At 72.3% G+C, this 15463-nt stretch carries 14 protein-coding genes; 6 read left to right on the top strand and 8 right to left on the bottom strand.

The genetic code is table 11. The features are described 5' to 3' along the window. Nucleotides 1-48: 48 nt before the first annotated feature. Together ABZ016_RS01725 and ABZ016_RS01720 are read left to right on the top strand one after the other, a co-directional pair. Nucleotides 49-822 carry an IclR family transcriptional regulator gene (locus ABZ016_RS01725; RefSeq protein WP_356914536.1) on the top strand — a complete coding sequence of 258 codons (774 nt, stop codon included), beginning with the start codon at nucleotides 49-51 and terminating at the stop codon, nucleotides 820-822. Then, nucleotides 819-1700 (top strand): SMP-30/gluconolactonase/LRE family protein, encoded by an 882-nt coding sequence (locus ABZ016_RS01720; protein ID WP_356914535.1) that lies wholly within the window; start codon nucleotides 819-821, stop codon nucleotides 1698-1700. Before ABZ016_RS01725 ends, ABZ016_RS01720 begins: the two co-directional genes overlap by 4 nt. Before the next feature lie 43 nt (nucleotides 1701-1743). Here the strand turns inward: ABZ016_RS01720 and ABZ016_RS01715 are convergent, their stop codons facing one another. The 7 genes from ABZ016_RS01715 to ABZ016_RS01685 form a co-directional block, all read right to left on the bottom strand. Continuing rightward, entirely contained in the window at nucleotides 1744-3144 is a 1401-nt protein-coding gene (locus ABZ016_RS01715; protein ID WP_356914534.1) for an FAD-dependent monooxygenase, read from the bottom strand. Nucleotides 3145-3346: 202 nt separating this feature from the next. Continuing rightward, a complete protein-coding gene (locus tag ABZ016_RS01710) occupies nucleotides 3347-4504 on the bottom strand; it encodes an MAB_1171c family putative transporter (protein WP_356914533.1) in 1158 nt (385 codons plus the stop codon). Continuing rightward, nucleotides 4501-5697, bottom strand: coding sequence for an MAB_1171c family putative transporter (locus ABZ016_RS01705; RefSeq protein WP_356914532.1), 1197 nt, complete (start codon nucleotides 5695-5697; stop codon nucleotides 4501-4503). Before ABZ016_RS01705 ends, ABZ016_RS01710 begins: the two co-directional genes overlap by 4 nt. After that, the gene (locus ABZ016_RS01700; protein ID WP_356914531.1) at nucleotides 5694-6194 is read right to left on the bottom strand and encodes a toxin; all 501 of its coding nucleotides are present in this window, start codon (nucleotides 6192-6194) and stop codon (nucleotides 5694-5696) included. The genes ABZ016_RS01705 and ABZ016_RS01700 overlap by 4 nt, the downstream gene beginning before the upstream one ends. Before the next feature lie 132 nt (nucleotides 6195-6326). Further along, nucleotides 6327-6917: an XRE family transcriptional regulator gene (locus tag ABZ016_RS01695; RefSeq protein WP_356914530.1), complete on the bottom strand. Its 591-nt coding sequence runs from the start codon at nucleotides 6915-6917 to the stop codon at nucleotides 6327-6329. A gap of 734 nt (nucleotides 6918-7651) precedes the next feature. Beyond that, nucleotides 7652-8881, bottom strand: coding sequence for a DUF6545 domain-containing protein (locus ABZ016_RS01690; RefSeq protein WP_356914529.1), 1230 nt, complete (start codon nucleotides 8879-8881; stop codon nucleotides 7652-7654). Next, on the bottom strand, nucleotides 8878-9489 hold the full coding sequence (locus ABZ016_RS01685) for a toxin-antitoxin system, toxin component family protein (protein ID WP_356914528.1): 612 nt from the start codon (nucleotides 9487-9489) through the stop codon (nucleotides 8878-8880). Before ABZ016_RS01685 ends, ABZ016_RS01690 begins: the two co-directional genes overlap by 4 nt. 239 nt (nucleotides 9490-9728) lie before the next feature. Here ABZ016_RS01685 and ABZ016_RS01680 point away from each other — a divergent pair, with 239 nt between their 5' ends. The 4 genes from ABZ016_RS01680 to ABZ016_RS01665 all read left to right on the top strand — a co-directional run bounded on the left by ABZ016_RS01680 (nucleotide 9729) and on the right by ABZ016_RS01665 (nucleotide 14446). Continuing rightward, nucleotides 9729-11084, top strand: coding sequence for an extracellular solute-binding protein (locus tag ABZ016_RS01680; protein WP_356914527.1), 1356 nt, complete (start codon nucleotides 9729-9731; stop codon nucleotides 11082-11084). Then, nucleotides 11081-12022, top strand: coding sequence for a sugar ABC transporter permease (locus ABZ016_RS01675; RefSeq protein ID WP_356914526.1), 942 nt, complete (start codon nucleotides 11081-11083; stop codon nucleotides 12020-12022). Before ABZ016_RS01680 ends, ABZ016_RS01675 begins: the two co-directional genes overlap by 4 nt. Then, a complete protein-coding gene (locus ABZ016_RS01670) occupies nucleotides 12019-12852 on the top strand; it encodes a carbohydrate ABC transporter permease (RefSeq protein ID WP_356914525.1) in 834 nt (277 codons plus the stop codon). Before ABZ016_RS01675 ends, ABZ016_RS01670 begins: the two co-directional genes overlap by 4 nt. 82 nt (nucleotides 12853-12934) lie before the next feature. After that, complete coding sequence (locus tag ABZ016_RS01665) at nucleotides 12935-14446, top strand: alpha-N-arabinofuranosidase (protein WP_356914524.1); 1512 nt, start codon at nucleotides 12935-12937, stop codon at nucleotides 14444-14446. 16 nt (nucleotides 14447-14462) lie between these two features. Here the strand turns inward: ABZ016_RS01665 and ABZ016_RS01660 are convergent, their stop codons facing one another. Beyond that, a complete protein-coding gene (locus tag ABZ016_RS01660; RefSeq protein ID WP_356914523.1) occupies nucleotides 14463-15398 on the bottom strand; it encodes a hypothetical protein in 936 nt (311 codons plus the stop codon). Nucleotides 15399-15463: the final 65 nt, after the last annotated feature.

Below are 15463 nucleotides of genomic sequence, written 5' to 3'. Positions count from 1 at the left end.
TGATATCTCGAACACAGGCGCCTGAGACACATAGGGAGGGGGCCGGTCGTGGGACGCCTCGTACCAGCCGTGACCCGGGCTCTCGACATCCTCGAGCTCTTCCTCGACGGGGACGGGACGCTCTCCGCACCCGACATCGTGCGCAAGCTCCAGCTGCCGCGCACGACCGTGCACGAGCTGGTGACCACGCTCGCCGCCCGGAAGTACATCGTCCCGGTGCCCGGCCAGCCGGGACGCTACCGGCTCGGCGTACGCCCGTACCAGCTCGGTGCCCGCTACGCCGAGCAGCTCGACCTCGCCGCCGAGGGGCAGCAGGTCGCCCGGTCCGTCGCCGAGACCTGCGACGAGACGGTGCACGTGGCGATCCTCGAGGACACGGACGTCATCTACATCGCCAAGGTCGACTCCACGCACGCCGTGCGGATGGTGTCGGCGGCCGGGCGCAGGCTGCCCGCCCACTGCACCTCCGTCGGCAAGATGCTGCTGGCCTCCCTTCCCGAGCAGGAGCTCGCCGCGCGGATCCCCGACGACGCCGAGCTGGCCGCGATGACCCCCAACAGCATCACCGACCCGGCCGCCCTGCGCGAGACCCTGGCCGAGATCCGGCAGCGGGGCGTCGCCGTGGAGAGCCGCGAGTCCAACCCGGACGTGAGCTGCGTGGCCGCGCCGGTCCGCGACCGCACCGGGCAGGTCGTCGCCGCCCTGTCCATCTCCGTGCCCATGATCCGCTGGAGCGACGAGCGCCTCGCCGAGCTGGAGGAGCTCGCCGCGAAGGGCGCCGCCGAGCTGTCCGAGCACCTCGGCCACCGGAGCGTGGCATGACGACGACGTCGTACGAGGTCGCCGTACGGGCCGAGGCCGAGCTCGGCGAGGGCCCCACCTGGGACGCGGCCACCGGCCGGCTCCTCTGGATCGACATCCTCGGCTCCCGTGTGCACACCTACGACCCGGCCACCGGACGTCGCACGGTCCGCCGCACCGAACAGCACGTCGGCGCGGTCAAGCCCCGCGCCGGCGGCGGGCTGGTGCTGAACCTGCGCGACGGGATCGGCCTCCTCGACCCCGGCCCCGACGGCGACCCGGGCGACGTCTCCGGCAGCGGCTTCCGCTGGCTGCACCACGAGCCCGTCCCCGGCCGCCGCGCCAACGACGCCGCCATAGCCCCCGACGGCACCCTCTGGGCCGGCACCATGCGCTACGACGAGGCGCCGGGCGGCGGCACCCTCTCCCGGATCGGCGCGGACGGCTCGGTCGAGGTGATCCTCGGCGACGTGGCGGTGAGCAACGGCACGGGCTGGAGCCCGGACGGCCGGCTGATGTACTACATCGACTCGCCCACCCGCCGCATCGACGTCTTCGACCACGCGGACGGACAGGTCTCGGGGCGGCGCACCCTCGCCGAGATCGAGGACGGCGCCGGATTCCCCGACGGTCTCACCGTCGACGCCGAGGGCTGTGTGTGGGTGGCCCTGTGGGAGGGCGCGGCGGTGCGCCGCTACACACCCGACGGCGAACTGGACCGGGTGATCCCGCTCCCGGTGCCCCGCGTGACGGCCTGCGCCTTCGCCGGCCCCGACCTGACCGACCTCTACATCACGACGGCCCGCGTGGGCCTGGCGTCACCGCCCCCGCTCTCGGGTTCGCTGCTGGTCGTGCCCGGCGCGGGCAAGGGCCTGGCCCAGCCCGCGTTCGCCGGCTGAGGGAGAAGGCAAGTACGACGGCGGGGGCGGGCGCGCCCCCGTCTCAGCGTCCCGTGCGGTCCAGTCCGCGCAGGAGCCCCGCCTCCTCCTCCGTCAACGGCGCCCCCACCGCCGCCGGCAACGGCGGCCCGCTCAGCGTCGCCAGGACCGTCGAGGGCCGCAGCAGCCGCGCCGGGCCCGTCGTCATGCTCATCACGTCCCAGAGCGCCGACGCCGCGGTGTACGAGCCGGTCGCCGTACGGATCATGCGGCGCGTGTAGGCGGTGACCACACGGTCGGCGACCCCGGGAGAGCCCCCGCGCGTCCCGGGGAACCAGACGTCCTGGCTCACCGCCATCGTCCACGCCGCCTGTACCGGCCTGGCGACCCGCCGCTGCACCCGCCGGGCCAGCCCGGCCCCGTCGAGCCCCGCCCGCCGCAGCTCGCGGTCCAGCTCCCGGGCGCCCAGCGCGGCCACCGACATGCCCTGCCCGTACGCCGGGTTGAACGTGGCCAGCGCGTCGCCGAGGACGACGAGGCGTTCGGGCCAGGGGCGGACCCGCTCCAGGAACCGCCGGTGGTTGCTGGTGCTGTGGCTGACGTGGACGTCGGTGAGCGGCTGCGCCCCGGAGACCAGCCGCCCCACGATCGGGTCGGGCAGGTCCAGGAGGTACTGGAGGAAGGCGTCCGGGTGGGACGGCGGCTCACCGCCCCCGCGCGTACCGGCGAGGCTCACCATCCAGCGGTCGCCCTCGATGGGCAGCACCATGCCACTGCGGCCGGGGCGGCCCTGATACGGATCGGCCTGCACCATGGTCAGCGGGAAGCGTTCGGCGCCCTCGGGAGTGCGGTAGAGGCGGGTGGCATTCACCAGTCCCGCGTCCACCGTCTTCTCGCGCACGCTGTCGACGCCCAGCGCCGCCAGCCAGGTGACGATCCGTGAGCCGCGTCCGCTCGCGTCCACCACGAAGTCGGCCGCGAGTTCCTCGTCCCCGGCGGCGGTCGACAGGCGCACCCCCGTCACCCGCTCCCGGGACCCCGTCAGTTCCCGCACCTGCCCCTTGCGGATCACCACCGGCGTGTTGTCCAGCACCGCCGACCGCACCGCCCAGTCGAGCAGTGCCCGCGTGCACGTCAGCATCCGCGGACCGGGATGACGCCAGCGCCGGAACCAGCCCTCCGGCGTGAGGGCGACCATGCCCGAGCCGAGCGGTATCTCGTGCGCCCCTGCGGCCAGCAGATGCTTGCGCATGCTCACCCCCGGCACCAGCTCCTCCATCGAGGCCAGGCCGCCGGCCATGAGGAGATGCGCGTGACGCCCCTGCGGGAGGCCCCTGCGGTGCTCCGGCCCGTCGGGCAGCTCGTCGCGGTCGAGCACGACCACCTCGTCCGCGACGGCGGACAGGGCCGCCGCGGCCAGCATGCCGGCCAGCCCCGCACCGATGACGACAGCTCTACGCGACATGCGACTCCTCGCACTCAGCCATGAAGGCTCCCCCCGCCATGAAGGCATTCCTCGACTTTCGGCCACGGCCGCACCCACGGGACCGTCCATCAGCACCGGCATCGAGCCACGCGAGCCCTCAGCCCCGGAAGGCTCTCACCGTACCTTCACGCACCGCCCCGACAACCCCCCGGTGCAAGGGCGCAGTGACCCCACGGCACCCTCACGACCCTTGCCGCGGAACGCGCAGCGCCTGGGCCAGCTCCACCAGCCCGCCCGCGCCGGACCCCTCCATGGCGTGCAGGCGATAGGTGCTCGGCGACCCCAGCGGCTCCTCCCGCGCGGCCGCCCGGTGTGCCGCGGCGGCGAGCATGGCCGCCTCCGAGGTGACCCGTGCCTGGTGCGCCGAGTGGCCGTCGCCCAGGGCGGCCGTCAGCGCCCGCTCACGCACCCGGTCGTCGAAGTACGGAGCCAGCGCCAACAGGGCGTCGTGGATGGCCACTTCGCGCCAGTGCAGACGCTCCTCGGGCAACTGCCACCAGGACGCGGGCGGCTTGGGCGCCGTGGACACGAACCCGACCCGGTGCCACAGCGGGTCCAGCCTGCGGTAGTCCCGCAGCCCCCGCCAGTGCCCGACGGCCGCCGGCAGCAGCCTCGGCAGCACGAAGCCGGCGGAACAGATCAACGCCGCCAGCGCGGCCATGGGCGGGGCGACCCGGGTGGACAGGAAGTCCAGGTCGTGACCCGTCCAACGCGCCACCACGGCCGTGTACTTGGCCAGCTGGAACCCCACCAGGTCCAGCACCGCCCCCACGAAGATCAGCCGCAGCCCGGTCCTGAGCAGCCCCGTGACCTCCCGGCCCCACCGCACGCACACCACGGACATCGCCACCGTGGCCGCGGTGTGCCCGAGCAGGTACAGCACGATCATCTCGCGCATGCCGGGCGTGTTCGCGTAGTACGTGTCGAGGTCGGTCAGCCGCTCCACCCGCGCGTCCGCCAGCCCGAACAGCAGCACGATCGCCACGATCAGCGGGACGTAGGCCGCGATGCTGCGCAGCACCAGCCCGCGCACCCGGCCCCGCGGCCCGCCCCGCCAGTTGATCAGCAGGATCAGCAGCGAGCAGCTGTACGCGGAGAGCAGGCCGTACGTCAGCGGAGCGCCGAAGTTGGGGATGCCGGTGAGGTCGTTGACGGCGGCCAGCGTCATCGGCGCCGAGCAGAGGAACACCACGGCGCCGAGCACGATCGCCGCACAGGTGGACGCGGTCAGCGGGTTGTACGGGGCCGACGGCTTCCCGGCGGTCGTACGCGGCCGCCGGAACAGCACGGCGGCGGACAGGGCCAGGACCCCGGCCGCCAGGTAGACGACGAGACTCATACCGGAGAGCTCCGTTCCGTCGCCAACGCGCGCGCCCCGGCGGCCCTCCGCACGAGCGGCGAGGTCGCCAGCGCGTCCGCGATGCGCACCAGCGCGTCCGGACCGGGCGCCCGCTCCTGGAACCACTCTGACTCCCGGGCCGGCGCGGGCCGCCGCGTCGGGGCGGGGAGCGCGGCCGTGGTCCGGGCCGCCGCCGCGATCACCGCCGCCCAGGCCGTCGCCACGGCCCGCTCCGCGTCGCCCGTCGTCCGCAGCGCGGCCTCGAGCGTCTCGTCGTACAACTCCCGGTCGGCGTAGGCGTCCAGGTGGCTGAGCGCGTTGTGGATGCTCGTCCGGCGCCAGACCAGCCGGGTGGCGGGGGAGGACCAGCGGGGACGCGGCAGGCGCAGGGCGCGGCGGGCGAGGACGTCGTCCAGCTCGCGCTCCAGGGGCGCGAGGCGTACGTACGTCCGCCAGGCCCGCCGCCACTCGGTCAGCCGGGGGCCGGCCAGCGGGATCAGGACGCCCGCCGCGGTCAGCAGGGCGCCCAGGCCGGCGACCGACATGGCGATCTCGGAGCCGAGGAGCGACCAGTCGCGGCCGGACCAGCGGGCGGCCACGGCGACGAGCTTGGTCACGCTGAACCCGGCGGCGCACACGGCACCGACGCCCAGCGTGACGAGTCCCGCGCGCAGCCAGCCGCGCACCTCACGGGCCCAGCGCAGCGCCGAGACGGCGGTGACGGCGATGGCGGTGAGGTGCCCGGTCAGGTACAGCACGATCATCTCGCGCAGGTACGGCGTGTTCGCGTAGTACGTGTCCAGGTCCGTGCGGCGCTCCACCGGAGCCTCGCCCAGCGCGAACAGCGTCGCGATGCCCAGGACCACACCGCAGTAGGCGAGCACCCAGCGACGCGCGGTGCGGTGCGCGCCCGGCCCGCCCCGCCACAGGGCGACCAGGATCTGGGAGGCGGCGCTGTACGCGGTGATCGCCGCGTACGTCAGCGGCGCGGCCAGGTTGGGGACGCCACTGAGGCGGTTGACGGCGCCGATCGTGGGCGGCGAACCGAGGAAGAAGCACAGGCCGGCCAGGCCCAGCACCGCGCAGATGGCCCGCAGATAGGGGTCGCGCCGGTGCCGGAGCAGGTCCGGGGCCTTCACCACCAGGCCCAGCCAGAGCACCGCGCAGCTGGCGTAGCCGATCAGACCGCTCATCTCCGGGTCCCGCGGTAGTTGAGCGCGGCCCCGATGCGGCCGGCGATGTCCTGGTCGGCGCCCTCGCCGGTGGCGAACACGGAGTCCGAGGAGGCGTCCAGCCAGGTGCGCAGCCGACGGCCCATCAGCATGCCGAAGCGGTCGGCCTCCTGCTCGTCGGCCAGGGTGAAGTCGGAGCGGGCGGCGGCCCGGCGGCCGGCCGTGCTCTCCCGCAGCTGGTGCATGTGCCACACCTCGTGGCAGAAGATCACGATCTGGTGCCACACGGCGGCCCGCTTGTCGACGATGACGTCGTCATGCGTCTCGCGCTCCAGCCACAGCCCGCTCGCGGTGTGCGGCGGGAAGATCTCCCGGTGGACGACGATCGGGCGCCCGCGCCACTGGACGGCCGAGTCGACGACCGCGCGGAACAGGGCCTCGGGGTCGGCGGGGACGGGTACGCGGACGGGCCCGATGAGGGCGTCCGCGAGGCGGCGCATCTCCCTGTTCGTTCGCACGGTTCTCCCCGTGGCTGCTGGACGTTCGACGCTGTGCAATATGCCAACTCCCGCGCCGCTTCAGCCACCTCCCGCGGTGCCGGTCGACCAGGGATGGCCGAAACCGGACGGCGAAGCGCGGGCGTCAGGTGCTCAGAGGCCGTCCTCGTCCGCCGGGTTCCGCTCCGTGATCATCTCGGCCCATTCCGCCAGCGCCTGGAGTTTGCGCGGCGACATGTGCGGGGCGCGTCTGGCCAGCCGGTAGAAGCCGGGGGTGCGCAACGGGGCCAACGGGTCCGCCTTCTCCTCCAGTTCCTTGAGCACCGGCTGGAGCGCGGCGTGCAGGGCCTCCGCCTCGTCCTCGGTGAAGAAACCGGCGGGGAGGCCGAAGTGGCGGCGGAGCCGGTCGGCGTGCTCCAGGCTGGGCAGTCCGCTGCGGCGCCACTCGCTCAGCCACTGCCTGCTCGTGCCGGCGATCCTGGCCAGCTCGTCCAGCGAGTACCGCTTGCCGTCGGGGCGGCGGCGGGTCTCGCGCACGAAGTCGAGCCGCTGCCGGACCCGGTCGCCCAGGCTCGTCTCGGGCACGCGCCGGCCCGCCAGCAGGGCGGTGACCGTCTCGGGGGGAATGCCGGTGCGGTACGACAGCGCGGCCACGTCCAGCACCTCGGACAGCCGGCCCGGCCGGCCGGTCAACTCCTCGATACGCGCCCGCAGTTCGGCAAGGGAAGCGTGGGCGTCTCTCACCGAGTTCTCCCTGTTCTCCCTGGGCGCGACCGCCGATCCGTGACGGAGGGAGAGTATCGGCTCGGCCGGTCGGCGGCCAGCAGCACCGCAGCAAAAGCTGCTGTTTTACGCAGCAATAGTTGACAGCTGCTGTCGCTGCGGGCAATGATCGCGTCACTGAGAGCTGCATTCCGCTTCAAGCGGCCTGCGACTCCCGACGTCCGGCCGCGCACCCGCCTCTTCTCGCGGCCGTACGAAGCCGAGGCCACCCTCAACGGGGGGACGCGAGCACTGCCGTCTCGCGTCACACGAGGCCGCCTCGGCCCACCCAGGGCGTCCTGGGCGCTGCCGACGGGGGAGCAGCGCCCGGGGCCCCCGTGGGGGACGCCGACGTGTCCCGGGCCGGTTCCGTGCCGCACGTCGGATCATGAGGCGCCGCGCCCGAGAGGCTGCGTAGCACCCGATCGAGAGCGTGCTACGGCGAGCATGTCCGCAGGGCGCCCGCACACTGCGGGGCCCAGGGGGCCGCCCGCACACCGCGGGGACCACGCCCGCACACCGCGAGGACCACGCCGACGAGGGACGGCCGCCGGCCACCCGGCCTCCGGCGGCCCCTGCCGCACGGCCCCGGCCGGCGCCCGCCCCCACCACGCCGATCTCCCGCGTGGCGCGTCCTGGAGAGGTCCTGTACGGCGCGACGCCGGGCCAGGGCGCCCGCGACGGCCGGTGGCGCCGACCGCGACGGGACCTCGCTGTCATCCCGTGAGCGAGCGGCCGTCCGGGTGGGGTTCCGTGTGGGCGCGGATCGCGCGGAGGTCGTCCGTGTGGCGCAGGGCGCGGGACACGGATCCGATCTCGCGCAGCAGGTCCGTGGTGTCGCGGGCACCCGTGCCGTCCTCCTCCCGCACCCGGCTCCGGGTGTCGATCGCGTCCAGGATCGCCACCGTGGCGGCGAGTGCCTTCGCCCGGTCCGCCGGGTGGCCGAGGGCGACGGCGGCGGCGTAGGACCGTTCGCGCCGGTCCTCGTCGATGAAGCGGGCGAGCGGGAGCAGGACGTCGCGGATGAATGTCTCCCGGCGGACCAGCCGCAGCTCCGGCGTGGCGCGCAGCAGGAAGGGGACACCGCCGCCGTTCACCGTCTTCATGAGCAGGTACAGCGGCCGCAGCTCGTGGTGGGCCAGCCGGACGTGCACCCGGCCGTGCAGGTACTGCCCGGCGTGCGGAAGGATGAAGCCCACCGCGATCAGCACGGCGGACAGACAGGCGAGCGGCGGCGCCACGGCCGTGCTCAGCCAGTCCAGGTCCCGCCCGGCCCAACGGGCCGCCACGGCGGTGAGCTTGGCGGCGTCGAACAACAACTGCGACGCGTAGCCGGCGCCGAGGAACTTCAGCCCCCAGCGCAGCAGGGAGTCCAGCCCGTCGGTGCGGATCCAGTTCCAGATCAGCCCGTTGGTCACCAGCGCGGCCACGGTGTGCGCGAGCAGGTACAGCACGATCATCTCGCGCATGTAGGGGGTGTTGGCGTAGTACGTGTCCAGATCCCGCAGCCGCTCCACCGGCACGTCCGCGAGCGCGAACAGCACCCACATCGCGACGATCACACACGAGTAGACCGCCACGACCCCGAGCATGGCGCGACGCGTGCGGTCCGAGCGGTCGGACAGCCCGTTGCGCCAGGTGATGATCAGCAGCAGACAGGAGGCGCAGAACGCGGTGAGCAGCGAGTAGACCCAGGGCCCCGAGAAGTTCGCCACGCCCGTGAGCCGGTTGACCCGGGCGATCGTCGACGGCGCCACGAACACGAACACCGCGCAGGCCAGCAGCAGCAACCCGCCGACCGCGCGCAGCAGCGGGTCCTTCCACAGCCGGATGATGCTCGGCAGCTTGATGGCCAGGGCCGCCGCCAGGATCCCGGCGGGGATCCACCAGAAGTTCGGATAGAACTGGTTGACGAACTCGACCGGCGTCAGCGCCACCGTCGTCACGGTGCCGTACCTCCTCGCGGCCCCCGGTAGCCCAGCGACCGCTGCACCGGAGCGAGGGGCACGTCCGGCCCGCGCCCGCCCGGCAGCAGCGGCCGGCAGACCGCGGCCAGCCGGTGCCCGAAGTCGTCGGCCTCGGCCTCGTCCCGCTCCCGCGAGCCGTGGCGCGCGGCCACCGTCAGCGCGACGTCCTCCCACCCCGGCCGGTCGGCGAACGCGTGGGCCGCGGCCGTCCCCACCACGTGGTGGTGGCCGTGTCCCGCGTGCAGGTGCCACAGCTCATGCCCGAGGATGACCAGCTGCTGCACGGCCTCCGCCCGCTCCTCGACGATCACCAGGTCGAAGTCCTGGAACTCGACCCACAGTCCGGTCACCTCGATCTCGTCGGGGAAGCGCTCGAAGCGCAACTCGACGGGACGCCCGCCCCGCCGTGCGCTCATCTCCTCGCACAGCACCCGGCACAGCGCCGGCACGTCGGACGGGACCCGCCCCCTCGCCCGGACCGCGGCGGCGAGCTCGGATGCCAGGCCGCGCATGGCGGAGCCACTGCGCGAACGCCGAAACGCGGCGGCGACTCGGGCGGCCCTGGCCCGCCCGCCCGCGATGTCCATCGCTCCCCCTTCTCACCACCGGCCGACGGCTTGGCAGCGGGTCCGAGACTACGCGCCCGAAACTGTTCGCGTCAGGCGATTCAGGTGCCCGTAGTTCAACGAGGAACGACTGATTCCGCGCGAAAGACGTGCGCAAAGTTCCGGGCCGCCCATTGACGCGCAAGCGCTTCGAACTTACGGTCCCGTTCGAAGTAACGAGCGCCTTTCGGTATACCGAACAACGACAGTAAGGGCAGGGCATGGGACGACCTGGCCTGAATCGCAGGCAGCTTCTCTACGGGCTCGGCGGACTCTCCGTCGCGAGCGGCTTCGGCTTCGCCGCACTCGGCACCGGCGCCGACGCACTCGCCTCCAGCGCCGACACGCGCGTGCGGTACTGGAACCTCTTCAGCGGCGGCGACGGCTCCAACATGATCGCCATGCTGGACGCCTTCCGCACCGCCAACCCGGACATAGCGGTGAAGGACTCCACCCTCCAGTGGGGCAACCCCTTCTACACCAAGCTCGCCATGGCCGCCGCGGGCAACCGCGCCCCCGACCTCGGCGTCATGCACCTGGGCCGGGTCACCGGCTTCGCACCCGGCCGCCTCCTCGACCCCTGGGACATCGGCCTGCTCGCCAAGTACGGCGTACGGGAGCACGACTTCAACCCCGCCCTGTGGAAGCGCGCCGTCGTCGACGGCAAGCTCTACGCCCTCCCGCTCGACATCCACGTCCAGCTCTGCTTCTACCGCAAGGACGTGCTGAAGAAGGCGGGCCTGCTCGGCGACGACGGCCGGATCGTGCCCGTCACCTCGGCCGGCGAGTGGTTCGACGTCCTCGAGGAAGCCAAGAAGGCCACCCGGAAAGGGCTCCAGACCGTCGGCCTGTGGATCAACGACCAGAACTTCCAGTGGTGGTTCTTCGTCGCCTTCTACACCCAGCTCGGCGGCACCTGGTTCGACGCCGCGCGCACCGAGGTCACCTTCGACACCGACAAGGCCACCCAGGTCCTGGAGTTCCTGCGGCGGCACGTCACCGACGGATACACCGACCCCGGCATGGGCTCCGTGGGCGCCGAACAGTTCATCAACGGCGCACCCTTCGCCTGGGAGGGCAACTGGTCGGTCCCCGTCTACGCCGGGGCGAAGCTCGACTACGGCGCGATCCCGCTGCCGCCCGTCTTCGGCAAGCAGGCCACCCACGCCGAGTCGCACGCCTTCGTCCTGCCGCACCAGTCCGACCGCGGCGGCGCCACGAACGAAGCCGCCCACCGGCTCGCCGCCTACGTCGTCCAGCACGCCCGGCAGTGGGCCGCCGGCGGCCACATCCCGGCCCACACGCCCACCCTCTCCACGGCCGCCTACCGGAAACTCGACCCGCAGAGCGAGTACGTCTCCGCCATGGACCACCAGGCCACCGAGCCCAAGGTGTGGTTCGCGGGCTCCACCGGCATCCTCGCCCAGCGCGTCGGCCCCATCGTCGTCGCCTCCACGATGGGCTCCGCCAAGCCGGACACCGCCGCCCGCCGCATGCGGGGCGCGCTCGCCCAGCTCCTCGCCATGAAGAACCCCATGGACGGCATGACCGCCGCGGAAGGAGGTGCGGCCGCGTGACGGCGACCAGCGCCCAGCCCATCGCGACACCCGCCCGCGCGAGAACGGCCGCCGCCGGCGCCACCCTGCGCCGCGGCCAGGGCTTCCAGCACGGCGGCTGGTTCGTCGCCCCGTTCCTGGCCCTCTTCACCCTCTTCGTGATCTGGCCCCTGCTGCGCGGCGTCTACCTCAGCCTCACCGACGCCAACATCACGGGCGAGGGCGAGAGCTTCGTCGGCCTCGACAACTACCGCGAGGCCCTGAAGGACCCCCTGATGTGGGACGCGCTCGGCCACAGCGCCTACTTCACGCTCCTGGTCGTCCCCTGCATCACCGTCCTCGCCTTCCTCCTCGCGATGCTCGCCCACCACATCGAACGCGGGAAGTGGCTGTGGCGCCTGTGCTTCTTCGCGCCCTTCCTCCTCCCCTCCACCGTCGCCGGCAACCTGTGGCAGTGGCTGTTCAACCCCGGCACGGGAATGGTCAACCACGTCTTCGGCATCGAGACGCCGTGGCTGACCGACAAGGCGTACGCCATGCTCGCCATCGTCATCGAGACCCTGTGGTGGACCGTCGGCTTCAGCTTCCTGCTCTACCTCGCCGCGCTCCAGTCCATCCCCGGCCACCTCTACGAGGCCGCCAAGCTGGACGGCGCGAACGCCTGGCACCGCATGGTCCACATCACCCTGCCGATGCTGCGCAACATCACCGGCCTCGTCATCGCCCTGCAGATCCTCGCGTCGCTCCAGATCTTCGACCAGGCCGTCGTGATGATGGACTTCGGCCCCGGCCCCGAGAACGCGACCCGCACCTTCGTCCAGTACACCCTCGAAGAGGGCTTCACCAGCTACCGCGTGGGCTACGCCTCCGCGATCTCCGTCATCTTCTTCGTGATCATCGCGGCCGTTGCCCTGGCGAGGATGTGGCTGCTGCGCAACCGTGAGGAGGCCGCCCGATGACCACCAAGGCGTGGACGCCCAGCCAGATCGTTCTCACTCTCCTCGGCACGGCCGTCTCGATCGTCTTCCTCGCCCCCTTCGCCTGGGGCCTGTTCACCTCCCTCAAGTCGGAGACCGAAGCCGTCGAGGTCCCGCCGCACTGGCTGCCGAAGGACTGGACGGGCCAGGCCTGGAAGGCCCTCTTCGAGTCCGGCAACATCACCAACTGGTTCGTGAACTCCCTGGTCGTCTCGGTCTGCGTGACGTCGGTGGTGCTCCTCGTCAGCGCCCTCGCCGGCTACGGCTTCGCCCGCACCGAGTTCCGCGGCAAGAACGTCCTGCTGGGCCTGGTCATGACGGGCCTGATGGTCTCCCCGGCCGTCCTCGGCGTCCCGCTGTTCACCACCGTCCAGCAGATGGGCATGGTCGACACCTACTGGGGGATGATCCTGCCGCAGTGCGCGCCCGCCGCGATGGTCTACATCCTCTACAAGTTCTTCCAGGGCATCCCACGCGAACTCGAAGAGGCCGCCTTCATCGACGGCGCGGGCCGCTGGCGCGTCTTCTTCACCATCGTCCTCCCGCTCTCCCGCCCCTCCCTCGCGGCGGTCGGGATCTTCACGTTCATCGCCTCGTGGAACAACTTCCTCTGGCCGTACATGGTGACCAACAACCCCGACCTGATGACCATGCCGAACGGCATCGCCACCGTGATGAACTCCTACGGCATCCAATGGGCCCAACTCATGGCCGGTGGCCTGATGGCAGGCCTGCCCCTGATCATCGTCTTCGTGTTCTTCCAGCGACAGATAGTGGCAGGCGTGGCCCACACAGGCTTGGCCGGGCAATAACGCCCTTCCTTTTGGGGGCGCGGGGAACTGCGCGACAAGCCACGAACCACCCGCAGACGAAACTGAACCTCGAAAGGCAAGCATGCACACCGCCCGCTTCACCCTCGACCCCGCCTTCACCGTCGGCGACGTGAACCCCCGCCTCTTCGGCAGCTTCGTGGAACACCTCGGCCGCTGCGTCTACACCGGCATCTTCGAACCCGACCACCCCACCGCGGACGCGGAAGGCCTCCGCCAGGACGTCCTGGACCTCGTGAAGGAACTCGGCGTCACAGCCGTCCGCTACCCCGGCGGCAACTTCGTCTCCGGCTACAAGTGGGAGGACTCGGTCGGCCCGGTCGAGGACCGCCCCCGCCGCCTCGACCTCGCCTGGCGCTCCACCGAGACCAACCGCTTCGGCCTCTCCGAGTACATCGCCTTCCTGAAGAAGATCGGCCCCCAGGCCGAGCCCATGATGGCCCTCAACCTCGGCACCCGGGGCGTCGCCGAGGCCCTCGAACTCCAGGAGTACGCCAACCACCCCGCCGGCACGGCCCTGTCCGACCTCCGCGCCTCCCACGGCGACAAGGACCCCTTCGGCATCCGGCTCTGGTGCCTCGGCAACGAGATGGACGGCCCCTGGCAGACCGGCCACAAGACCGCCCAGGAGTACGGCCGGGTCGCCGCCGAGACCGCCCGCGCGATGCGCCAGATCGATCCGGGCGTCGAACTCGTCGCCTGCGGCTCCTCCAGCCAGTCCATGCCGACCTTCGCCGCCTGGGAGGCGACGGTCCTGGAGGAGACGTACGACCTCGTCGACTACATCTCCCTGCACGCCTACTACCAGCCCGAGGACGGGGACGTCGACTCCTTCCTGGCCTCCGCCGTCGACATGGAGTCCTTCATCGAGAACGTGGTCGCCACCGCCGACCACATCGGAGCGAAGCTGAAGTCGAAGAAGAAGATCAACCTCTCGTTCGACGAGTGGAACGTCTGGTACATGTCGGAGTGGCACGAGATCGAGAACTCCGGCGCGCGGGACTGGGCGGAGGCCCCGCGCCTCCTGGAGGACAACTACAGCGTCATGGACGCGGTCGTCTTCGGCTCGCTCCTCATCGCCCTGCTCCGGCACGCCGACCGCGTCACGGTCGCCTGCCTCGCCCAGCTCGTCAACGTCATCGCCCCGATCATGACCGAGCCGGGCGGCCCGGCCTGGCGGCAGACCACGTTCTTCCCGTTCGCGCAGGCCTCCCGGTACGGCCGCGGCCAGGTCCTGGACGTCCGCGTGGACTCGCCGACGTACGAGACGAAGAAGTACGGCGAGACCGACCTGCTGCACGCCACCGCCGTACGCGCCGAGGACGGCACGGTCACGGTCTTCGCCGTCAACCGCAGCCGCACCGACGCCCTCCCGCTCGAAGTCGCCCTGACCGGCCTCGACCTCACCCGGATCGTCGAGCACAGCGCCCTCGCGGACGCCGACCCCGACGCCCGCAACACGCTCGACGAGCCCGATCGGGTCGCCCCGCACCCCGTCGAGGGCACGGCCCTCCAGGACGGCACGCTGAGCGCCGCCCTGGAGCCGCTGTCCTGGAACGTGATCCGGCTGGCGTGAGAACCGGACGGGCGGATCAGCGCTCGATCCGCAGCTGGGCGGCCGTGGACGGCATCGTCGCCGTCGAGCCGACCGCCCAGTAGCCGTCCGACCCCGGCACAGCGGCGAGGGAGTTCATGACGACGGGGGTCGTGGCCACCGGCCCCCGCTCGCTCACCCAGGCCGTGCCGTCCCACCGGAGGTAGTGGGCCCGGGTCTGGTCCCAGAAGTCCCAGCCCGCGATGCGGTCGGGGCGGCCCTGCGCGTCCCCCACGATGCCGGTGAGCACTCCCACGCCGAACGGTGCCGTGACGTAATCCCAACCGGTGCCGTCCCCGTGCAGCAGCCGTACGCCGGGAGGCTTGCCGGGCGGGCCGCCGACGCCGTAGTCGTAGCCCGTCATCCAAATGTCGTCGCGGGCGACCGGAAGCAGCCCGGTGAAGCCCGCCCGGATGCCGCCCGGTGCCGGCAGCACGGTCCAGGAGTCACCGTCCCAGCGGGCGACGAGCTCGCCGCCGTACACCCAGATGTCCCCGCAGGGTGCGCGGTGCACGCCCGTGGGGGCGACGGTGGTGGTGGCCGGGGGCGCCTCCAGCCAGGTCCAGTCGCCCCCGCGGCCGTGCAGCAGCACCGAGCCGGCGCTGTTCCGCCCGGAGACCCATACGTGGCCCCCGGGGCCGGTCGCGACCCCGGCGAGGGAGGTACCGGCCACCCCGCGCCCGGGGAAGTCGGCCTCCTTCCAGGTCAGTCCGTCCCAGGCGAGAAGCCGGGCGGTGCCGGAGGTGTCGGTGCCGACGGCCCAGGCGGAACCCCCGGTCGTGGCGGCGACCGAGCCGAGGTAGCCGTGGAAGCCGGGGACGGTGCGTTTCCAGGCCGTGCCGTCCCATACGAGGGCCAGCGCCGTCCCCCGGACGCTGCCGCCGCGCCCCTCCTCGCCCACGGCCCAGGCGAGGCCCGGACCCGCGGCCGCCACGTCGAGCAACTGAGCCGCAGGGGTGGTCTCCGGGGCGGTGACCGCCTCCCACTCGCGTGGTGCGT

The sequence above is a fragment of the Streptomyces sp. NPDC006372 genome (genome assembly GCF_040612515.1).
Classification (GTDB): Bacteria; Actinomycetota; Actinomycetes; order Streptomycetales; family Streptomycetaceae; genus Streptomyces.
Note: the sequence above shows the minus strand (reverse complement) of the source record. Positions and strands in the feature narration are given on the sequence as shown.